The sequence below is a fragment of the Bdellovibrio sp. HCB209 genome (genome assembly GCF_047306065.1).
Classification (GTDB): domain Bacteria; phylum Bdellovibrionota; class Bdellovibrionia; order Bdellovibrionales; family Bdellovibrionaceae; genus Bdellovibrio.
The window spans coordinates 397,113-418,165 of the sequence record NZ_CP178618.1; the positions used below are offsets into that span (position 1 = coordinate 397,113).

Here is a 21,053-nt window from a genome sequence, read left to right on the forward strand (position 1 = left end):
AATGGGAAGCGCAGAGTTAATGCTGATTTTGGGTCTGCTCCTAGCAGGAGTAGCGGTCTTCCTATTTGTAAATTCCATCTTTGCAAGTAACGCCGACAAGCAGCAGTTATCGTGGGCGAATAACGACGAGCCCGTTAAGTCTAAGAATCCAGTAATTAATTTTTCGCGACCATTGGTGCATCAGTTCACATTGCAACACGCTTTAAGAATTCGTAGTGAGGCGTACCGCAAAAAAGTTCGTAAGTTCATTTTGACTTCGGGTTTGTCGCAAGAGTTGAACGAAGACGAGTTCATTGGATTGCAGTTGTTATGGGGCGTGATGTTCCCAATCTTCTTAACGATCATGAACTTCTCGCTGCAATTAGGTTTGCCATACCCAATGTGTATTGGTGTGGGCTTGATTGGTTTTTACCTTCCGCAAATTCACGCGAAGGGTGAAAAGAAAAAGCGTGAGCTTTCCGTGCGCGCGGATCTTCCGTTCTTTATCGATTTGCTAGCGTTGTCAGTAGAAGCTGGTCTGGACTTTTTCTCGGCGATCCAAAAGATCGTGGATAAAGCTCAAGGCACACAAAGTGTGTTGGCTGATGAGTTCAGTATTGTTTTGAAAGATATCAAGATCGGTTCTTCTAAGACTCAAGCCTTGAAAGAAATGGGCGAGCGCTTGGATATGAACGAGATCACAAGTTTTGTGGCGGTGTTGATTGATGCTGAGGCAACAGGTGCCAGTATTTCGCAAGTTCTGAAGGATCAGTCAGAACAAATGCGTATGGAGCGTTTCGTGCGTGCTGAAAAAGCCGGTGCGAAGGCGTCTCAAGCAATTCTGATCCCTTTGATGTTATTTATTTTACCGGCCGTGTTCATTATGGTTTTTGGACCGGTGGCGATTTCATTCATGTATGGACCGAAGTAATGATGAAGAAGCTAGAGAACTTAACAACTAAAGCCACACTGATCCCGAATTTGGAGGTCGCTGAGACCATGCAAACTCGGGGTGTGGGTTTATTGGGTCGCAGTTCACTGGCAGAAGATCAAGCGCTTTGGATCTTAAGATGCAATAGCATCCATACGTTTTTTATGAAGTTCGCAATTGATTGTGTATTTGTAGATAAGAATTTGAAAGTGAAAGCCATCTATAAAGATGTGAAACCATGGAGATTGGTGCTGCCTGTATGGGGTGCAAGATCTGTGATCGAGATGGCTTCAGGTGTAAGCAGCAAGTTGAATATCAGCGTGGGAGACCAACTCAATGTGGGCGCTTAGAATTTTGTCCGGCCCTCAAGCCGGAGGCATTATAGAGCTTAAGATGGGCCGAAATTTGGTCGGTCGGGCTCCGCAATGTGACATCAAAATTACGAGTCCTGGTGTTTCTAAAGAACACAGTGAGATCATCGTTTATAGCGATAAGATCGTGGTCACCGACTTGAAATCTAGCAATGGTACTTACCTCAATGGTGTACGCATGCAAACGGGTCTTATGAGACTCGGTGATAAAATTGGTATTCACGATGTTTTGGCAGATATTATTCCAGCTCCTGAAAAAAGAGCACAAGCCCCAGCAGTTCCGCAACAGCAAGGTTATGGAATTCCTGCAGGTATGCCAATGCCTCAACAAGGAATGCCGCAGCCAATGGGCATGCCACAACCTATGGGTGCAGATCCAATCCCTGGGCATGAAGCAGCTCCAGCATATAATCCAGGCGGAGTGAAGGCTCTGTGGGCTAAACTCGAAGAGTATCTTGATCGAGTGGCTTTACCTGGAGTTTACAAGCTTCCAACATTCCTTGAATTCCGCATGGTCCTTTTGGGCTTTGTGGTTCTATTTATTTTCGTGACGACTTTGCTGGCGATGATTCCGATGGTGCAAATCACCAGAGCAAGTATCATCACAGAAAGTAAACGTCGTGCGGCTTCGATTGCAAGAACTCTGGCGACGATCAATCAGTCGGCATTGCTACAAAATAGTTATTCTTCATTGACGACGAATCAGGCTGAATCCGAAGACGGCGTGAAGCAAGTTCTTATCGTTCAACAGTCTGATGGTATGATTTTGGCTCCGGCGACTCGTGCGGGTACGACGCCAGACTTGCCGTTCGTGCATCAAGCACGTCGTGAGATGCGCCCTGAAACGGTCGAAGTTGACTCAACGACAATTGGTGCAAGCTTCCCGATTGGTTTATTCGATCCAAATACCGGTGAGCAGTCAGTAAAAGCACATGCGATTGTCCTTTACGATATCGGAAGCATGGCCTTTGATGATGGTCGCGCTATCAGTTTATTCATGCAAACGTTGGTGATCGCGAGCCTTATTGGTCTGATCATCTTCTTCTTCCTGTATAAACTTGTCGAGTATCCGCTGGTTACATTGAATCAGCAATTGGATGCGGCGATGAGAGAGAAGAGCGACAATACTTCCGTCGACTTTATCTTCCCTCCATTGCAAGCGTTGATTGGAAATATCAATAGCTTACTGACTCGCTATATCCATGGCGAGGGCGGTGGCTCTGCTGGTGGTATGGGTGGCTTCGTCAATAAAGATGGTGAAGCAGAAAATCTAGTTCAACTGATCGGCTTTCCAGCGGTGGCTATCTCTAAAGATGGTCGTATCATGGCAAGCAGTGCTTCGTTTGGACAGATTGCTCGCACGGATATGGCACAAGTTATTGGTCAGCCATTCCAAGCTATTCCAGATGCAGCTTTACAGCAGAATTTAGATCATTTGATGGCACGTACGCGTGAAAATGCTCGCGTGATTCATACAGATCAGCTCGAGTTCAATGGTCATCCATGTGTCTTGAGTTGTCAGGCCATGTCTTCACAGCCTAACGAGGTCGATTACTTTGTAATCACGATCTCTCCGGCAGAGGGAGGCTCTTGATGGGGGCAGCTCCTAAAGTGAAAGACGCATTGAAGTTTGATATTGAAGTGGTGAAGGGGCCGCATACGGGTATGCGCTTGTCATTTAATGGTGGCACAGCGACGATGGGGCGTGGTCCTGAGAATGATATCGTTCTGGCGAATGATCCTCGTATCAGTCGTCAACATGCGGAGATCCGTCAGCGCGGGAATGAATTCCTGATCGTCAATTTGAGTCAAAAGAACTTCGTCATGCTCAATGGCGAAAGCATTCAGTCTGAGGTTTTACATAAAGGCTCGGTGATTCAAATTGGTGATTCTGAAATTCGTTTTGTTCCAGAAACGATTGCATCAGAACCAGCGATTCCGCAAATGCCAGTGGCTCCTCCGATGGGAGCACCAGTTTCAACAGCTCCAACATTGAAACCAATGGCTCCTCCTGTAAGTGGTATTCCAAATATGCCAGCTGCAGGAATGCCAAGCATGCCTTCAGGGCAAGTGCGACCGCAAATGCCAATGTCGCAGCAGCCACAAGGCAACTATCAGCAGCCAAGACCTGCGGCACCTCGCCCAGCGTCTTCTGGTGGTTTGTTGTCAAATCCTAAGGCGCGCTTTTACGGTATTATTGTTATTCTAGGTCTTGTGGGATGGTGGTTGTTCTCTCCTTCTAAAAAGGCAGTGAAAGATCCGAATGCCTTCAGAACGTCTGCAATCAGTATGCAAGACGTGGCCGAAGCGGAAAAGCGCACTCAAGAATTGATTTCTATTAAAAAAGAAAAGTACGACTCTGTTCAATACAAGCGTGCTCAGGAAAACTTTATCCGTGGCTTCCGTGATTTCCAACAAGGACAGTACGCGAGAGCCCGTGAAGCGTTCCAAGTTGTGCTTAACTTAGATCCAGAAAATGAATTGGCGAAACGTTACTATCATCTTTCTAAAATTAAGTTTGATGAGTTGGTGAAGTTCAACCTGATTCAAGGTGCTCGTTATCGTGAAAAGAAAAACTGGCGTATGTGTCAGTCTAACTACTCAAATGTGATCACAATGCTACAAAATCGTCGAGATGATCCAAGTTATAAAGAAGCTAAGCAGTTCTATGAGGAATGTACTTTAAATCTGGAAGGAGGACGATTCTAATATGGCACATCTAATAGTTCGTCTTCGCGGAAAGACAGTATACAACATGCCTCTAGAAGAAGGCCGTACTTACGTGGCAGGTCGCAAGGAAGATTGCGATATCGTTCTGCAACCTGAAAAAGGTATTTCCCGTGAGCACTTCAAGCTTTCGTCTGACGGTGGTCAATGGACTCTTCAGGTCGTATCTCGCTATGGTGAGGTGATGGTCAATGGTGAGCCAACACAGCAGTTGACGCTAGATCATGGCTTCACATTTACAATTGCTCCCTATGAATTTGATTTCTTGATGTCTTCTGCGAATGCGCAGCCTGCGATGTCAGCAGCAATTGAAAGCACTCCTCAAAGTGTTGAGGCAAGCTATCTGCCAGCCGTTCAAGGTGAGGCAGGAGTTGAGAAGACTATCGTGGGTGCCGCTCCGACATCTGCGTATATTAAGATCGTTGATTCAAATAATGATGCAAAGGAACTCATCCGTTTGGATGATGGCGATTCATGGATTGCGGGCAGAGATGCCTCTTGTCATATCCAAATCCGCGATCAGCGTGTCAGCCGCAGACAGTTTGAGCTTCGTCGCAATGGTAACCAGTATCAAATTATTGATCTGGGCAGCGTGAATGGAACTCTGTTGAACGGAAACCCGATTTCCTCAACAGACATGACCAATATTCGCAGCGGTGATGCGATCACAGTCCTAGACAATTACCTGTTCTTTGAATTGCACGATGCCCATTTCCAAAGTCGTTTGGATATGGTTAAGGTGGCGCCACCAAATCCATTGGTGCAGATGTCAAACCAAGCTGTGCCTTCAGAGTATGATCAAGCTTATGGAATTGCACCTTATCAACAGCAAGGTGGCGTTCCGATGCAATATCAACCACAGTATGGTCAAGTACCAGGTCCTGTGGCTCCGGCACCGGAAGGCAAGCCTAAGTTTGACTTCCAAAAACACCGTCCAAAACTTATTGGCGGTGCTGTTGCTGTCGTGTTGATTGCTTATTTATTCAGTGGCGGAGAGAAAAAACCAGATGGCCCAGCGGCAACACCAGGTGTGGTGATGGCTCCGGGATCTCCACAGGAAGTTTTCAGTAAGCTGAAACCAGAACAGCAGTCCTTGATTCGTCAGCGTTATAAAGATGCTAAGAACTTGTATATGCAAGGTAAGTATCAGTTGGCGCAGGATGAAATCGTGAAGATCGAAGAGCTGGTTCCAGGGTATGAGGATACCAAAGATATCGCTCGTCTTGCGAAAGAAGCGATTTATTTGGAACAACTTCGTATCCGTACTGAACAGCAAGAAAAAGCCAAAGCTGAAGCTGAACAAAAAATTCAGGATCAAGTGGTTGTTTGTCAGAAGAAGTTAAATCCAAATACTACAATGGATGAGCTAGAAAACTGCTTAACATCGGTATTGCAGTTCAATCCGGATCATCCAAAAATCATTGATCTAAAAACTCAAGTGGATGCTTTGACTGCGACTCGCGAGGCGAAAGCCGCGCAAAGAGCCGAGTACCAATCTCAAGTTGCAAGACTTAAAGGGATGTACGACAAAGCTCAGTCCGTGCATAAAAAGGGAACGAACCCGCTTGATATCATCGATGCTTACGAAAAAGTTGTGAACTCCCGACTGCCAGATCCAAACGGACTTAAAGGTCAAGCGGGTCGCACGATTGCATCTGTTCGTCAGATGATGGGGCAAAAAACAGCGAGCTACTCTGCAGAAGCAGAAAAGCAGTATCAGTCAGGAAATCTGAAATCTGCGATTTTGACTTTGCGTAAAGCCAAAGTCGTTGATCCGCAGAACCCTGAGATCCCAGCTAAGATCGAAAAAATGACATCAGAGTTGCGTAAGCAAATGATGGCTTTGTATCAAGAGGGTATCTTGGAAGAAAGCTTTGGTAACGTCGAAGGTGGCGAATCCAAAGCCGGTGCAAAAGACAAATGGAAGAAAATCCTTGAGCAGGATATTCCAGATGGTGAGTACTATAAAAAAGCCTTTATCAAATTGAAAAAGTACGGGGCTATGTAATGAAGCTTCAAGAACGCTCGTATAGCAGTAAGATGGTCCGCCCTAAGCCGATGATTCATGTGGAAGAGGACGGCTCGCTTATTGTTATCGTGACCTCTTGGGGCCAGCCCGAGCATGGTGAACGAGCTTTGAATGAAGTTGTTAAATACGTCAGTGCTGCAAAAGCCGATGTCGAAGTGACTTCTCCATTTGAGTTTTTGACGTGTATTTCAGATGAAGCGAATTACGTTCGCACAGCCTTAATGATTGCGAATGATGCTCTTTATAGAGGTGAAAACCGCAAGGAGTACGCTTCCGGTGTTGAGATTCTGGCGTTGTTTAAGCGCGGATCACAAGTAGCCTGGGCGCAAGTGGGTGCTCCTAGTATTTTCATGCAAAGACAAAATCAAAGTCTGCAGCCATTGAGTGTCGCCAGTGATCTGGCATCAGAAATGCGTGACAGTATGAACCTGCCACCACTTCCGGCACAGCTTCTGGGGCTTGATCCGACCTGCAATATTCAAACAGGTCATACTCATGTTAATGAAGGCGATAAGCTGATGCTATTTGCAGGAACTGCAGTAGCGCCTTCTGTGTGGGGGCTTCAGTCTTACGAAATAGACTTGAATATGATCACCAATGCGATGGTTCAGCAGGAGCCAGAGCTTCCTTTCTGGCTAGGTCTGATCGCTATCTAATATTGAAAACTATTCTTCTTGATCGATTGTCGCTAGGGATTTGTAAACCTGTGTGCGGATTTTTGTATATTCAGGTAGGTGCAATGCCAACTCTGCACGCGACGGCGCATAGATATTCTCACGAGAAGTATCCCAGATCATACCGAGTGCAATGTTGGATCTTTGGATCTCTTGATCGAGCATGTAGTTCTTAAATGAGCGTTCAAACTTTTTACGTTGGGTTTCTTTGGAAAGACCGCGTTCATCAGCGCGAAGCCAATCGATCAACTCCAAAAACAAAGTCTCGTTACACTCTTTCAAGCGTGCTGAATCTAATTCTTTCGAGGTTAAAAGAGCAATGCACGAATCCGCAGTTTTTGGATTTTTGGCGTTTAAATTTCTTTCCGCAACGTATTGCCAAACACTGACATTGTTCTTTGTGCCGAGAGTGCGTAAGGCTTCCCAGTCTTTCTGATTTAAGGCGACTTGGGCTGTCCAATTCAAAACATTCAAACTAGGATTCGTAGCACTGCTTAAACGTTTAAGATCGCGCAAAAGCAAAGGTTCCTGATCGAGGCGAGTCCAGCGGTCATAGGAAATACTCAACTTCGCTTTCCACTCATCGTTTAAAGGAGTGAAAGATGGAAATTGATGCTTTCTGATCAAGCTTTGTAGGTGGTTGGTAGTTCCCAGCAAACTTTGTTGTAACAAAGGCAGTGGATTTAGTTCCATGCGATCTACGAGGGTGTTGAATAACTTCGGACGTTCATCGTTGATGAATAAAACGTGGCTGGAAATAAATGCGGTTCTAAGTGGGCCGGCGTTTCTCCATAAAGACCAACCAGATTCAATCATCAGGGGGCGGTCTTCTTGTCGCTCGGATGCAGGTGTTTTTAGGACACTTACAAGAGAGTGAGATGGGAAGTCCGTGTTATCAGGTTCAACAACGCTTTCACCCAGAAGTTCAAACAGTGTTTTACCAAGGTCAGCAAGGTTTACGTTTTGATCGATTTTCCAGAAAATTGGTTCATCGCCTTTTTTCTTTTGCGCGGGTTTGATGAACAGAGCGACCTGAGTGTTTTCCGAATGTAAATTTACGTTTGTCTGATCGCGGTGATCACCATTGTCATGACCACTGAGGCCGACCAAAATCACTGTTGTTTTATCCCAGCGACGATCACTTTTCATTTGTCCGATAAGTTCAAAAAGACTTTCATCGAACTCATCCACTTGAGATTCAAAGCTCAGATTTCTAGTCTCACCCAAATCTGTCGTGGTTACCGTATTGGTAAACTGCAAGTCAGGAGCATAAAGGACGCTAAAAAATGGACCGCTACCGACATCGTGTCGAACCCATTGCATGAAACTGTTGGCGTTCTTTTTAAAGGGACGGAACAAATTTGAAAATCCGGGAATCAAACTATCGTCAAAGAGCTCGAAGCCTTGGTTTAAACCAGAGCGACGAAAAATGGGAGGACCACCTGTGAAGAAACTAGTTCGGTAGCCTTGCTGAAGAGCGACCTCGGAGGCCAATTCAAATTCGCGGGCCAAACCAGGTGCGCCGTTGTGTCGCACATTGTGTTCGTAAGGATAAAGTCCTGTCAGGACTGAACTCAACGCGGGTGCGCTCAATGTAGAAGTTGTGAATGCATGTGTGAAACGAACTGACTCATTGCAAAGCAACTGAAAACCTGACCTAGACCCCGTGGCATCGTCGTGGCTACAGCTGACGTCAGAGACGGCTAAGTTGTCTGCCGCAATAATAAGAATTGAACTCTTGTCACTTGATTGGCAACCAATCTGGACCAAGCTCAATACACATAGTGCGAAGGATAAAATGATTCTCTGCATATCTTGACCATATCTCATGGATCTAGCGATAATGGATCAATAATTTTAGCTAGTCAAAGTTTTGAAAGGACAGCTCGATGCTTGCAGAGAAAATTTTTGGTGTTGCTCATTTGGCCGATCAAGTTGTGTTGTGGTTATTGCTTATTCTCAGCGTATTGAGCATCGGCATGATCCTTGAGAGATTTTTTGCTCTAAGAAAAGTGAACGCTGAGTCACAACGTGTTCGCACTAAAATCAAAATGGCGTTGCAAAGCAATAGCGTTGAAGACGTTGAAGATCTTGCGAAAGATCCAGATTCTTTGGAAGGCCGCGCAGCTGGTCACGCAATGAAGCATATGAAAGCAAATGGCAGCAAAGGTCTGGAAGAAATTTTCAACACGTTTGCTCTGACTGAGCGCCCAGAACTTGAAAGATATTTGAATTTCTTGGCAACTCTTGGATCGAATGCTCCATACATCGGATTGTTCGGTACAGTTTTGGGTATCATGAAGGCCTTCAATGACTTAGCTACTACTCCAGAGGCAGGTCAGCAAACAGTTATGGCCGGGATCTCGATGGCCCTTGTGGCAACGGCAGCAGGTCTTTTCGTCGCGATTCCAGCGGTTATTGCTTACAACTATTACAGCAAACAAGTGCGTGGCATTTTCAACTCTTTGGAGAGTGTGAAAGAGCTATGCCTTGCTTACGCTAAGAAAAAAGGTGTTTAAGCCATGGCAATGAAGAATGGGGAAAACAACGAAGCCATAGCGGACATTAACGTTGTCCCTTTGGTTGATATCATCCTGGTGGTTTTGATCATCTTCATGGTGACAGCCCCGATGTTTATCAAGCCTTCGATCAACGTGAATCTGCCGAAAGCAGCTAGCGGAGATCAAACGGCGCCAAGTAAGCTCAATATTTCGTTAACTGCTGACGGTCGTATCAATCTGAATGGCACGTTTGTAGACGAAAACGCAGTCAGAGCTAAGGCGACCGAGGAAGTGACAAAAAACACAGAGGTCCAGGCGATCATTTCAGCGGATAAAGACGTTCCGCATGGCAAAGTGGTTGGCTTGCTCGACATCGTGAAGGCCGCAGGGGTCAAGAAATTCGCGATCAGCATCGATAAAAAATAATTTTTTAAGAAAAGGCCCTCGACGAAGAGGGCCTTTTTCTTTCTTGGCACACTCAAATCCACTGAAGTGTTTATTACCGCGCCCAGCAAGACTTTCGAGGGTATCCCAGAGGGAGAATCTCACTTTGATACGGCTAAAGTCTGGCTCGGGAACTCCGATCAAGGAGTATGTTTAAAAGAGCGGCTTCCGAATTCCAATTTATCGCAATTACTTTCATCCTTGTGGTGCTTTTGGGCGCACGCACGTTTGCAAGTTTGACGGAATCGGATTTTGCTACGTCTGAAGAATCTAGAAACGTTGCGGTTGCAAAAATAGCTGAACGTGTTCCTGCCTCTGTTCCGAAAACGACAGTCGCTCCACAAAAAATCGAATCTTCGTTGCACCAATCTGCAGATTTAGATTTGAACTGTAACAAGAAAAAAGACAGCGCATTGGCGATCCATGCTGGTTATATTCAGTTCAAAGGCAAGAGCTGCGTACGCGGCGGCACAGTGGGCAGCATTCAAATCGTCAATAAAAGCAATGGTTACACGGCTTCCGTGTTTGACCGCGGTTCTGATAAATATCAAACCGATTTGATCCAGCTTCAACCAGGGGAAAATGAAATCTCCATCCGTTATGAAAACTCGGGTCGTCAGGTTGAAGAAATCATTCGTGTAAGCTCTACCAAAATTTAAAACTCATTTCCTTTTTGAATTTTCTTTCGCACAATAAAAGAACCACCTTGAAATTCTGATCGAGCATTTATGCGAGGTTCTTATTATGCGCGTTTTGTTGTTGGCTGCTGTCTTCTGCTTAATTCAATGTACATCGGTTAAGAACAGAGACGCAGATTCTGCCCAGCGCTCAGCTGCTTCCGCAAAAATGGTTTTAGATAAAAGCGGTTACTTGTATGATCCGACAGATCGTTCGTGTGATGGTTTTCCTCGTCTGATGGTGGAAACGATGCCGGGCACTTGCTTGGGATTGGTGTTGCCTCGCGATCGCGCTCTTGATCCTGCGACCAATAAAGGTTTCATCAAACCACGCACGATCCTACCTTTGGGAAATTCAAATCAATTCCTAGTTGTAGACATGGGCGGTTGGGCACCTAAAAATGGTCGTCTGTTTTTGCTGAAGCCCGGTGTTTCCGGCAACTACGAAATCAAACTGATCAAAGCGGGCCTAGAAAATCCTCATGGGCTGCGTTTAGGCCCTGATAACTATATTTATATCGGGGAGAAAAACCTGATTTCAAAATTCCGTTTCGTGAATGGGCAGATTGTTGATTGGAAGAAAGTTTTCAGCAACTTGCCTCGCAAAGAGGGTTACATGCATCCTCTGTCGCAGTTCACTTTCGATCCTCGTAACGGAGATCTTTATATCAATTCCGGCTCACCAAGTGATCATTGTTTCGTCGAAGGTTCGGGGGAGTATAAATACTGCTCAGAAGTTCAGTCCGAAGGAAACGGTGCCATCTATCGTATTCCTGCACAGAAGCTACAAAAACTTCCACCAGAAGGTATCGAAGTTTACGAAGTGACGGCCGTGGGACTGCGAAATTCAATGGCCATGGTTGTTTCAAATGCGGGTTATTTGGTTCAAGGCGAAAACAGTCGAGATTTTCCGGAACTGGAAGAGCCTTACGAGGAGCTTAACGTGATTGATCTTGAAAGAGGTACGTCACGACACTATGGATGGCCGTACTGTTACAATTTTCATGCAACCTCTCCTGAGTGGGAATTTCCAGAAAATAAAAACCTGCCGATTCATAAACAGTTCCGTAAGCCACTGGATTGTACACAGACAAATCCCCAAGGCCCGGGGGAGTATCAAGCTCCTTATATCTTGATGCCACCTCACGTAGCTCCTCTGCATATGGATTATTATCGTGGCAGTATGTTCAGTGATCTTTTTGGTGGAAAGCTTTTGGTGACATGGCATGGATATCAGCCGAGTGGTCAACGTTTGGTTGCTTACACTGTGGATGAAAAAGGTCTGCCAGTTTTAGAAAGTAAAAACAGTGCCTATAACTTCAACCAGCCGGTAGGTTGTCCAATTCCAAAGCCATTTCAACCTCGAGGCGGATTGGCTCGTCACGCTTCTTATACGGAAGTGATTTCGAAATGGAATGAAGTGAAAGGTGTGCGTGCAAAGGGAGCTCCGGTCGCATTCACAGAAGCTGCCGATGGTTCATTGTGGATTGTCGAAGATCGCGAGAACAGAACAATCGTAAGACTTGCCAGAACTCAATCAGCAAACTTCAGAGAACCATGTGATCGCTCTGCGGGAACATTCGATCCACAGGTGCAAATGCTCGCATGGAGATCGGCGATCAAGAACGATCCGAAATTGGATCAAGCTTATCAAAGCGTTCAAAAGCAATTGGTTCAAAACTACTGCTTGGGTTGTCATGGTAACTTGCAGGCGGATGACATCGCCAAGGATCGTTTCAGCAACCTGGATTTCTTAGTCAAGAATGGCTGGATTGTGCCTCAGAATTTGGAACGCAGTAAATTGTTTGGATCTATTGCGCGTTTGGAGGGTTATACTCCGATGCCGCCACTAGATAAGCCTCAGTTCTTTGGTACTTCTGAGGGCGAGAAGTTAAACAGCTTGGTTTCACAGTGGATCGGTGCTTTACCAAAAGATGTTGATTCCTCTTACGCAAAGTTTGTAGCAAAAGATAAGCGGAATATTCGTCTTCAGCCATCGACTGCAGCGAAAGCTTGCGGTCAGTTGAATCCTGGGGATACAGTGTTCATCGATCCACGGCCATCTAAAGTTGTAACTCAAGATGGCTACAAGTGGAGCCGTGTTTATCTGGTGCCTGCTCACAGTCGTCTGTTCAAAGGCGCATGTCCTACACCAGAAGATGGCGTTTACTATTTAGCTCAGTAAAGAAAGTCAGCGATGATCAAAGCCCTTAAGCAACCACAGTTACAACGCCTTTGGGTCGGTCAGGTGTTTTCTTCGGTGGGGGATGAGATCTACAGAGTGGGTCTGACTTGGTTCGCAGTCGGCCTTATGGGTTCCAACACGGGATATCTTGCTGCGGGACAAACGGCATCGTTGATGCTGCTTAGTTTTATTGGTGGCAAGTGGGCGGATAACTGGAATCCTCATCAAACGATGATTCGTGTGGATTTTATTCGCATGTTCATTGTTTTGATTCCGGTTGCAGTTTCCTTTTTTATGCCGGTGCCGTTAAGTTTGCTCATCGTGATGGCTCTTATTTTATCCGCTCTCAGCGCTTTCTTTGATCCAGCTATTCAAGCGACGATTCCGATGCTCGCGAAAGATATCGAAACTTTGCAGTCGACGAATGGGTTGATGGGAACCACGATTCGTGGCGCTCGCATGGTGGGGCCTGCGGTTGTCGGTTTGCTTGCGGCCATTGTGCCGATGATTCATTTCTTTACGATTGATGCTCTGACATTTTTTATCTCTGCTCTCTCTGTGAAATCCCTCAAAAAATACTTACCTGAACATGTGCCGCCTCCCAAAGCGCGTATTGGAGTTTGGCAAGCCTTGATGAGTGGTTTTCATTTGATTCGTGGTCACGCGGGGATGAGTTACATTTTCTTTTCTCGAGCACTCACTTCGGGAGCTTGGAATTTAGCTTTAATTGTCGGCTTTGCTTTGCTGGTCCATCAAGTCACTAACGGTGATGCACGTATGTTTGGTTTAGTGATGGCATCTTACGGCGTGGGAAATTTAGCGGGAGCTTTGTTTTTCGGAAATCGTCCTCGTCGTCGCTTGTTATTCACAATGTATTTCGGCTATGTGGTGTGGGGAATCGGTGTGGTCGCTGTCGGCCTTGCTCCCACGGTGTTTTGGATTGCAGTGGCTTCTATATATACAGGTTTCACGGGGCCTCTGAATGATCTGGCGTTTATCGATATGATGCAGATCAAATTCAAGGTTTCAGATCTAACAAAAGTATTTCGTCTTAGGATGGCAGTGGAGTCTTTAGGAACTTTGATTTGTACTTTGGCGTCCCCATGGCTCATCCAAATGACTTCGATTCGCACCGTGATGGTTGCCTGTGGCGTGGTGTGGATTGTTTGTGGAGTCATTGGTTTGATGCTCAAAACACCTGCGAATTCCTCGTCGCAAAGTGTATAAATCCTGAAATTTTACACACAAATTTTGCTGGTTGATTTTCATTACTTGAGATAATTCATCTAGTTGATGCATGCGGCTAGAGTAGTATCATTTAAATTGATCTTGCTGCTGCGAGCCTTTAAGTTGAGCACGAATGATTACAGAAGGATTCTTTCAATTGGTAGATCTTAAGAAGCGCTCGGACATTCACTATGCTCGAAAAATTTGGCATATGACGTCTGTCTTTGCCATGTTCTTGGCGTATGTTTATATGCCCCCAACAGTTTCTTTTGTAACTCTGGTTGTTGCATGGCTTATGTTCGTGCCTTTCGATTTCTTCCGTCATCGTTATCCAGCGCTTAACGATATTGCAGTTCACGCTTTCAAGCCAATCATGCGTCAAAGTGAAGTAAAAAAACTAGCGGGAACAACGTTCCTACTAACGGGCGTTTTGATTGTTTACGTGCTGTTCCCTCGCCCAGTTGTGGCTTTGACTTTGTTGTTCTTGGCTTTCGCCGATCCTATCGCAAGTTACTTCGGTATTTTGTACGGTAAGGACAAGATTTTCGGTCACAAATCCATTCAGGGCTTTATGGCGGCATTCTTTGTCTGCATGGCTTTGACGATGGCTTTCTTGTTGTATCACAACATTCTTACGGATCGCGTGGTTGTGGTGAGCTTGCTTGCTGGTTTGGTGGGCGCGTTCGCTGAGTTGATCCCGATCGGTAAGCTAGATGATAACCTGACGTTGCCTTTGATGAGTGCGACGGGATTGTCTATCCTCTTTTATTTCTTTGGATTTTTCGCCAATGTCGGATAAAACCGATACATGGCAAACGAACATACAGCACATTCCCATTTAGATACTGAAGAAGTGCGCGCTCAACGCATGCACATGTACATTTATATCCTTCCAAACTTGATGACGACAGGAAACCTATTCTCTGGTTTCTTCGCTGTTATTCAATCCATCAAAGGTAACTATCTTTGGGCGGCTTATGCGATTGTTGTCGCAGCTGTGTTTGACCAACTTGACGGTCGTTTGGCGCGTTTGACTCGCTCAACAAGTAAGTTCGGTGCGGAATACGATTCACTTTGTGACCTTGTCAGCTTCGGTATGGCTCCAGGTGTTTTGTTGTTCTTGTGGGCGCTTCAACCATTCGGTCGTTTGGGCTGGGTTGCATGCTTCCTATTCGTAGCCTGCGGAGCACTTCGTTTGGCACGTTTCAACGTTCAAGCGAACGTGGTTGAGAAAAACTATTTCCAAGGTCTGCCAATTCCAATGGCGGCAGGTATCGTGGCTTCCTCAGTTCTGGCATTCCAAGATTTGGAATTGGAACCGATGGGTAACTACGGTTTGCTAGTGATGACAATCTTGTTGGCGCTAGTGATGGTTTCTAATTTCCGTTTCCGCAGCTTCAAAGATTTGGATTTGAAAGAGCGTCTGCCATTCCGTTACCTGATCTTGGGTGTCGGCGTTTTGGTTGTCGTAGCTCTTCGTCCTGAAGTGATGCTGTTTGTTCTGTTCATGGGCTACGCGGCTCTTGGTGCAGTCTTCGGTGTCTTCAAACTGGGTAAAAATATTCGTAAGATTAAGCCGTCAGTTTACGCTCCCGCATCTGTTCACGAAAGTGACCTAGTAGAAGAGCTTGAAGAAGAGGAAGAGACCAAGAAAGATGAAAAGAAAACTTAAAGTCGGTGTTGTCGGCGCGACCGGAATGGTCGGCCAAACCTTCATGACCCTCCTTGCAGAGCGCGAGTTCCCCATTGCGGAACTCCGCCCTTTCGCCTCCGAAAATTCCCTGGGTAAAAAAATTGAATTGCAAGGTCAGCAGTGGCCCGTTCAAGTCCTAAAGGAAGGCTGCTTTGACGGTCTCGATCTTGTTTTCTTTTCTTCTGGTGATGACATCTCTGCAGAGTGGGCTCCGAAAGCTGTTAAAGCTGGTGCCTTCGCCGTCGATAACTCTGCCGCATTCCGTATGGATCCAAACACTGTATTGATCGTGCCTGAAGTGAACGGTCACTTGGTGAACAAAGATTCCAAACCACAAATTATCGCAAATCCAAACTGCTCAACAATTCAATTGGTGGTCGCTTTAAAACCACTCGCGGAAAAATTCGGTTTGGAAGAAGTTCGCGTCAGCACATACCAAGCTGTGAGTGGTGCCGGACAAGGTGGTTATGACGAGTTGATGGAGCAAACTTCCAAAGCGACTCACGATAAGCACGAACCTAAAACATTCCCGCACACGATTTTGTTCAATTGCATTCCACAAATCGGTTCTTTCAATGATCAAGGCTTCTGCAGTGAAGAAGTCAAAATCATGAAAGAGACACGTAAGATTTTGGAACTGCCACAATTGAAAGTTTCTGCGTTCACAGTTCGTATTCCAGCATTGAATGCGCACAGTGAATCTGTGTGGATGACTTTGAAAAAAGACACGACTCGCGAAGCAGTTACCGAAGCCTTGGCTTCCCTTAAAGGTATCGTGGTTCAGGATGATCCTAAACACAGCGTTTACCCACTAGCGCGTGACGTTTCTGGCAAAGATCCCGTTTATGTAGGCCGTATCCACCGCGATCCAGAAGATTCCAAGCTATGGATGATGTGGGTTGTGTCTGACAACATCAGAAAAGGCGCAGCCCTAAACGGTATTCAGATAGCCGAACAAATCTTCTTCTAAGTCTCTGTCCAAGAATGAACCGACGAAGGTCTGGATGGGCCTTCCGCGGTCTGGTTGTTTTGACTAACGGCTCGTCCAGTGGTTCGATAGAGATATGCGTCTGTTGAAGCTTTCCACATTGTTTTCAGCATCTCTTCTGTCATCGTCAATTGCGATGGCCGCGCTGACTTATAATAATGTCACGGGCATGACTTCTATCGATACAACGACGACTCCGACAAAGCCTGTGATCTATGGTGGCTACGCGGGGACTTGTGCAACAATGGACAACTCAACTCCGTGTGATAGTTGTGCTAATGGTACGGGTTTGTTTCCGTGTAATACTCAGTCCATTTATCCATCTTTAAATCTTGTTATTACGCTGAACTCATCGACTGCAATCGGTTCATCTGCTGACGTCTCTGTGAAGATGGATACCACGACCATAAATCCTCGAAATATTTCGATTGGTTCTGGTTCTTTAATGCTTACTATTCCATGGAGTGATATCTGTTCTGCTGCCAACTCTGGAGATACGACGTGTAACTCTAGAGTGAATAAAGATATGGTCATCACTGCTGGGACAAGTTCCGGTGGGTCTACTGGCGGCACTTTCACATTTCATATTTCAACGGCATACGCTGATGCATCGACGGCAAGTACATACATAGATTGCCCAGATGACAATTCAGCGCCACTAGCTAATTCTGGATTTTGCCATTTCACGGCGTTTCCGGGTGATTCAAAAGTTTATGCAGATAATCTTGGGACGTCTGATGGTTATCCAGGCAGCACTTCTTCGATAGATTTTAAAAGTTTAGTATTCTTCTACGAAGTTCAGCCGTCTGGTGAATCCAATACTACTACAGTCGGAAGAATCTCTACGAAGTCTCCAGTCTTTGAAGTATCCGTGAACAATACAGTTTCTCCTCCGCTGGTCGACGAGCGTATTACAGGCCTCAATAATGGTGAGACTTATTGTATGGTCATGGCGAACCGTGATCTTGTCGGAAATATTTATTACTTCACACCTACTACTGGTGGAACTGCAGTAAATGTTGATTCTTTGTGCGCAACTCCAGAACCAGTAGCCGGTCTTTTGGATGACAAACACTGCTTCATCGCAACAGCCGCTTTCGGCAGCGACATGGCTCCTGAAGTTCAAAGCTTCCGTGATTTCCGTAACAAATATTTGATTCCGTATTCTTTGGGACGCGACTTCGTTAAGACTTATTATAAGTACAGTCCAAAATACGCGAACCTGATTGCTCAAAGTGACACAGCTAAAACTGTAGTTCGTGCAGGCTTGTGGCCTCTTTTGTTCTTCGCACGTATGAGTGTCGCGATCGGTTTCTGGGCTTCATTGGCGATTGTGATTTTTGCTTCATTAACTCTTTGGGGTTTGTACAGAAGATTGATCATCGGCGTGAACGTTCGAGGTGAACTGTGAGATCATTGTGGTTGGTATTAGTCGCTTTGCTTGCCGTGACGATGTTTCACACAGCGAATGCGCAAACCCGTGAATCCGCTCCGCAAGAACCTCCCTTTGTTGAGGAGAGCGAATTCGATGCTCCTCGTGATCCTTTGCAATCAGAAGCCGACGATGCAGCAAGTATTGAAAATGAAATTCTGCAAAGTGGTGGGCAGCCATTGGCTCCGCCTCCGACTGAACCAAAAAGCACAGTTGATTTAAATCAAGGTGTTCCTGAGGCTGGCAGCCAAGAAGATCTTCTCTTGGAAGACGAAGCTCCAATTATCGCGGAACCATCCAGTGAAATTCCAACCGGTGATATCTTGATTGATGAACCACCGGTTCCTGTTAAAGCCGCAGCGCCAGTATACAGTGATGATGTTGTTCGTAAATCTGCCTCTGGCGGAGTAGAGTACATTCGTCATCCTCAAGCTGCAGTCGGTTTGATGAGAATCGAAAAAGACGGCACCTATGTTTACCGCACGAAAGACAAAGGCAAATACGAAACGACCGGAGCTTTCCGCTTCGGGATGATGGATGCGCCAAAGATCTTGTCTGCCGACGGTGTGACTAACTTTGAGATGATGTACACGGGTCCCCAAGTTCCCGTTTTGATGTTCGAATACGAATGGGTTCCATTCAAAAGTGCTATCAATTTCAAGCTCAACGGCGGTTTTAACTTGATGCTAGCGAACGGTAAGGGACGTTTCACTGAAACGGCTCCATCCGGTAAGCCAACAGCAGGGGATGAAGCTCGTGAGGAATATACTTTTGCGGCATTTCCACTGAACTTTGGAGCAACCTATCGCTTTCAATATATGGACAGGCAAATCCTAGCACCTTACATCTTGGGCGGCGGTTCTTATATCCCCGTGATCGAGTATCGTGACGATGGTAAATCTACGAATGCTGTCGGAACCCCTGCGGCTTACGGCGGTGGCGGCTTACTCTTCAATATCAGCGCCTTGGATAAAGAAACATCCTTCACATTGCGCTCCGAATACGGCGTCCAAAATCTGTGGGCGACTCTAGAGTACCGTTACCTAAAATCCTTCAGCGAAGACGTGGATTTTTCCTCCAACGTGATCTCCGCTGGTATTTCAATGGACTACTAGTCGTTATTGAATCTAACCTCCTGAAAAATCTGCCTCGCCTGTGGCGGTGAGTGAAGGAAAAGGTGCCTGGCACCTTTTTGTGTGTTACATCGATCGCCATGGAGCAAACGACCAAAGTTAAATTCACAGTTGCATACGACGGCACAGGTTACTGTGGCTGGCAAAAACAGAAGCCTGAGGATCAGGTTTCTGTGGCTCAGGTAATTGAGGAAGCTCTGTGCAAGATCTTCAACGAAAAGATCGTTCTGTTTGCTTCAGGTCGGACCGATGCGGGCGTGCATGCCCTAAATCAGGTTTGCCATTTTTCCACCAGCCGCAAAATTGATCCGGCTAAAAAATGGGACTTCTGCTGGGCTTTAAACTCCCAGTTGCCCCCGGGGATAGTCGTGAAAAAGGCCTGGTTGGCTCCGCAAGAGTTCCACTCCACCCTGTCTGCGACCCATAAAACCTACCGCTATCTATTATTGAATAAACCCCGTGCAAGTGCCCATTTGTCCCGCTATGCGGCTTGGGAAAGACTGCCGATAGATATCGAGCACCTAAAGGAAAGTTCTAAATTTCTCTTGGGAAATCAAGACTTTAAGAGTTTTCAATCGGTCGGAACGCCAGTTAAAGACACGATCCGTGAGATCTATAAGGCCGATTGGGAGCTTCGTCGTCCCGGGGTTCTGCAGTTTACTGTAACTGGGAGCGGCTTTCTTAAGCAGATGGTTCGCAACATCGTGGGCACATCCCTGATGCTCGAGAAAAAGAAGATAAGTCCTGGATATATGAAGGAAATTATCGAAGCCCAAGATCGTAAAAAGGCCGGTCCACCAGCACCCGCGGCTGGCCTGTACCTTATGAAGGTTTATTATCCTAGAGATCTTGACAATGGGTGCCTAGAACTTTAAAACATCCCTTCCCGCAAACATAGTGTAAGAGCCCGTTGTTAAACTCAAACATCATATTTGCCGAATGCCCGGACGGTAAACCCGGTCGTTCAAAAAGAAAACTGGAGACTCTCAAATGAAAACTTTCAATGCAAAAGCAGAAGAAGTTGAAAGAAAATGGTGGATCGTTGATGCCGCTGACCAAAAAGTTGGTCGTGTTGCAACTCGTATCGCTACTATTCTTCGTGGTAAAAACAAAGCTATCTACACTCCGAACGTAGACACTGGTGACTTCGTTATCGTGATCAACACGGACAAGATGGAGCTTTCTGGAACTAAATGGGATGACAAAACATACTACCGTCACTCTCGTTTCTTCGGTTCTATGAAAGAGATGACTGCAGCTCAAGCGAAAGAGAAAGATTCAACTTTCATCATTCACGAAGCTGTTCGCGGTATGCTTCCAACAAACAAGCTATCTCGTCACATCATCATGAAGATGAAAACTTACACTGGCGCTGAGCACCCACACGCTGCTCAAAAACCAGAACTTCTAACACTTCCAACTAAGAAGTAATTGGAGAGGATAGAATATGGCAGCAACTGAAAAATTCTTTTATGCTACAGGAAGAAGAAAAACGTCATCTGCACGTGTTTTCTTGAAGCCTGGTAAAGGCACTATCACTATCAACGGTAAAAAATCTGAAGACTACCTTAGCCGTATGCAATCTCGCATGGTTATCGTTCAGCCTTTGGACCTTTTGAACCAAATCGGTAAGTTCGACGCTAACATCACTGTTGCAGGTGGTGGTGAGTCTGGACAAGCTGGTGCAATCCGCTTGGGTATCACTCGTGCGTTGATCGCTTTCAACCCAGAGTTCAAAGCAACTCTTAAGAAAGCTGGCTTCATCACTCGTGACCCTCGTATGGTTGAGCGTAAAAAATACGGTAAATCCGGCGCTCGTCGTAGATTCCAATACTCTAAACGTTAAAATTTGGAGTGTCCGAATCTGGACCAGAACAGAAAAGGGAGCCTATGGCTCCCTTTTTTTGTTTCGGGCTCCTGCCCGAAACCCCTACGGGGCTGGCGCGAAAAAATCCCATCATGGGATTTTTTTATTTGTGCCCCTCTGTTTATTTCCTCGTAATTACCAGTGCGTAACTGGGACATTCCTCACATCAGTGATAATTTCGTTTTCTCATCGAAG

General features: G+C 45.8%; 20 protein-coding genes. 19 read left to right on the forward strand and 1 reads right to left on the reverse strand.

Annotated features, from left to right (window positions below; genetic code table 11):
• The first annotated feature begins 1 nt into the window (after position 1).
• Genes ACLVWP_RS02000 through ACLVWP_RS02025 form a run of 6 tightly spaced genes read left to right on the forward strand, consistent with a single transcriptional unit; the run spans position 2 to position 6,693 of the window.
• Entirely contained in the window at positions 2–910 is a 909-nt protein-coding gene (locus tag ACLVWP_RS02000) for a type II secretion system F family protein (RefSeq protein WP_413559726.1), read from the forward strand.
• A complete protein-coding gene (locus tag ACLVWP_RS02005; RefSeq protein ID WP_413559727.1) occupies positions 910–1,260 on the forward strand; it encodes a DUF192 domain-containing protein in 351 nt (116 codons plus the stop codon). The genes ACLVWP_RS02000 and ACLVWP_RS02005 overlap by 1 nt, the downstream gene beginning before the upstream one ends.
• The gene (locus tag ACLVWP_RS02010; protein WP_413559728.1) at positions 1,247–2,875 is read left to right on the forward strand and encodes an FHA domain-containing protein; all 1,629 of its coding nucleotides are present in this window, start codon (positions 1,247–1,249) and stop codon (positions 2,873–2,875) included. The genes ACLVWP_RS02005 and ACLVWP_RS02010 overlap by 14 nt, the downstream gene beginning before the upstream one ends.
• Positions 2,875–3,990 (forward strand): FHA domain-containing protein, encoded by a 1,116-nt coding sequence (locus ACLVWP_RS02015; protein WP_413559730.1) that lies wholly within the window; start codon positions 2,875–2,877, stop codon positions 3,988–3,990. Before ACLVWP_RS02010 ends, ACLVWP_RS02015 begins: the two co-directional genes overlap by 1 nt.
• A gap of 1 nt (position 3,991) precedes the next feature.
• On the forward strand, positions 3,992–6,016 hold the full coding sequence (locus ACLVWP_RS02020) for an FHA domain-containing protein (protein ID WP_413559732.1): 2,025 nt from the start codon (positions 3,992–3,994) through the stop codon (positions 6,014–6,016).
• Entirely contained in the window at positions 6,016–6,693 is a 678-nt protein-coding gene (locus ACLVWP_RS02025; protein ID WP_413559734.1) for a hypothetical protein, read from the forward strand. The genes ACLVWP_RS02020 and ACLVWP_RS02025 overlap by 1 nt, the downstream gene beginning before the upstream one ends.
• Before the next feature lie 9 nt (positions 6,694–6,702).
• Here ACLVWP_RS02025 and ACLVWP_RS02030 read toward each other — a convergent pair whose 3' ends face one another.
• On the reverse strand, positions 6,703–8,541 hold the full coding sequence (locus ACLVWP_RS02030) for a sulfatase-like hydrolase/transferase (RefSeq protein WP_413559736.1): 1,839 nt from the start codon (positions 8,539–8,541) through the stop codon (positions 6,703–6,705).
• Between the two features lie 59 nt (positions 8,542–8,600).
• Between ACLVWP_RS02030 and ACLVWP_RS02035 the strand changes: the two genes are divergently transcribed.
• The 13 genes from ACLVWP_RS02035 (at position 8,601) to rpsI (ending at position 20,837) form a co-directional block, all read left to right on the forward strand.
• Positions 8,601–9,230 carry a MotA/TolQ/ExbB proton channel family protein gene (locus tag ACLVWP_RS02035; protein WP_413559738.1) on the forward strand — a complete coding sequence of 210 codons (630 nt, stop codon included), beginning with the start codon at positions 8,601–8,603 and terminating at the stop codon, positions 9,228–9,230.
• 3 nt (positions 9,231–9,233) lie between these two features.
• Complete coding sequence (locus ACLVWP_RS02040) at positions 9,234–9,638, forward strand: ExbD/TolR family protein (RefSeq protein WP_413559740.1); 405 nt, start codon at positions 9,234–9,236, stop codon at positions 9,636–9,638.
• Positions 9,639–9,805: 167 nt separating this feature from the next.
• Entirely contained in the window at positions 9,806–10,315 is a 510-nt protein-coding gene (locus ACLVWP_RS02045) for a hypothetical protein (protein WP_413559742.1), read from the forward strand.
• Between the two features lie 85 nt (positions 10,316–10,400).
• Positions 10,401–12,518, forward strand: a complete 2,118-nt coding sequence (locus ACLVWP_RS02050; RefSeq protein ID WP_413559744.1) for a PQQ-dependent sugar dehydrogenase — start codon at positions 10,401–10,403, stop codon at positions 12,516–12,518.
• Between the two features lie 12 nt (positions 12,519–12,530).
• Positions 12,531–13,745, forward strand: coding sequence for an MFS transporter (locus ACLVWP_RS02055; protein ID WP_413559746.1), 1,215 nt, complete (start codon positions 12,531–12,533; stop codon positions 13,743–13,745).
• A gap of 133 nt (positions 13,746–13,878) precedes the next feature.
• Complete coding sequence (locus ACLVWP_RS02060; protein WP_413559748.1) at positions 13,879–14,544, forward strand: diacylglycerol/polyprenol kinase family protein; 666 nt, start codon at positions 13,879–13,881, stop codon at positions 14,542–14,544.
• 9 nt (positions 14,545–14,553) lie between these two features.
• A complete protein-coding gene (pssA, locus tag ACLVWP_RS02065) occupies positions 14,554–15,417 on the forward strand; it encodes a CDP-diacylglycerol--serine O-phosphatidyltransferase (RefSeq protein ID WP_413559750.1) in 864 nt (287 codons plus the stop codon).
• On the forward strand, positions 15,401–16,408 hold the full coding sequence (locus ACLVWP_RS02070) for an aspartate-semialdehyde dehydrogenase (RefSeq protein WP_413559752.1): 1,008 nt from the start codon (positions 15,401–15,403) through the stop codon (positions 16,406–16,408). Before pssA ends, ACLVWP_RS02070 begins: the two co-directional genes overlap by 17 nt.
• A 94-nt stretch (positions 16,409–16,502) precedes the next feature.
• Positions 16,503–17,837 carry a CFI-box-CTERM domain-containing protein gene (locus tag ACLVWP_RS02075; RefSeq protein WP_413559754.1) on the forward strand — a complete coding sequence of 445 codons (1,335 nt, stop codon included), beginning with the start codon at positions 16,503–16,505 and terminating at the stop codon, positions 17,835–17,837.
• Positions 17,834–18,973: a hypothetical protein gene (locus ACLVWP_RS02080; protein ID WP_413559756.1), complete on the forward strand. Its 1,140-nt coding sequence runs from the start codon at positions 17,834–17,836 to the stop codon at positions 18,971–18,973. Before ACLVWP_RS02075 ends, ACLVWP_RS02080 begins: the two co-directional genes overlap by 4 nt.
• Positions 18,974–19,071: 98 nt before the next feature.
• Entirely contained in the window at positions 19,072–19,866 is a 795-nt protein-coding gene (gene truA, locus ACLVWP_RS02085) for a tRNA pseudouridine(38-40) synthase TruA (protein WP_413559758.1), read from the forward strand.
• 115 nt (positions 19,867–19,981) lie between these two features.
• A complete protein-coding gene (rplM, locus tag ACLVWP_RS02090; protein ID WP_413291701.1) occupies positions 19,982–20,422 on the forward strand; it encodes a 50S ribosomal protein L13 in 441 nt (146 codons plus the stop codon).
• Between the two features lie 16 nt (positions 20,423–20,438).
• Positions 20,439–20,837 carry a 30S ribosomal protein S9 gene (gene rpsI / locus ACLVWP_RS02095; protein ID WP_413559760.1) on the forward strand — a complete coding sequence of 133 codons (399 nt, stop codon included), beginning with the start codon at positions 20,439–20,441 and terminating at the stop codon, positions 20,835–20,837.
• The last annotated feature ends 216 nt before the right edge of the window (positions 20,838–21,053 follow it).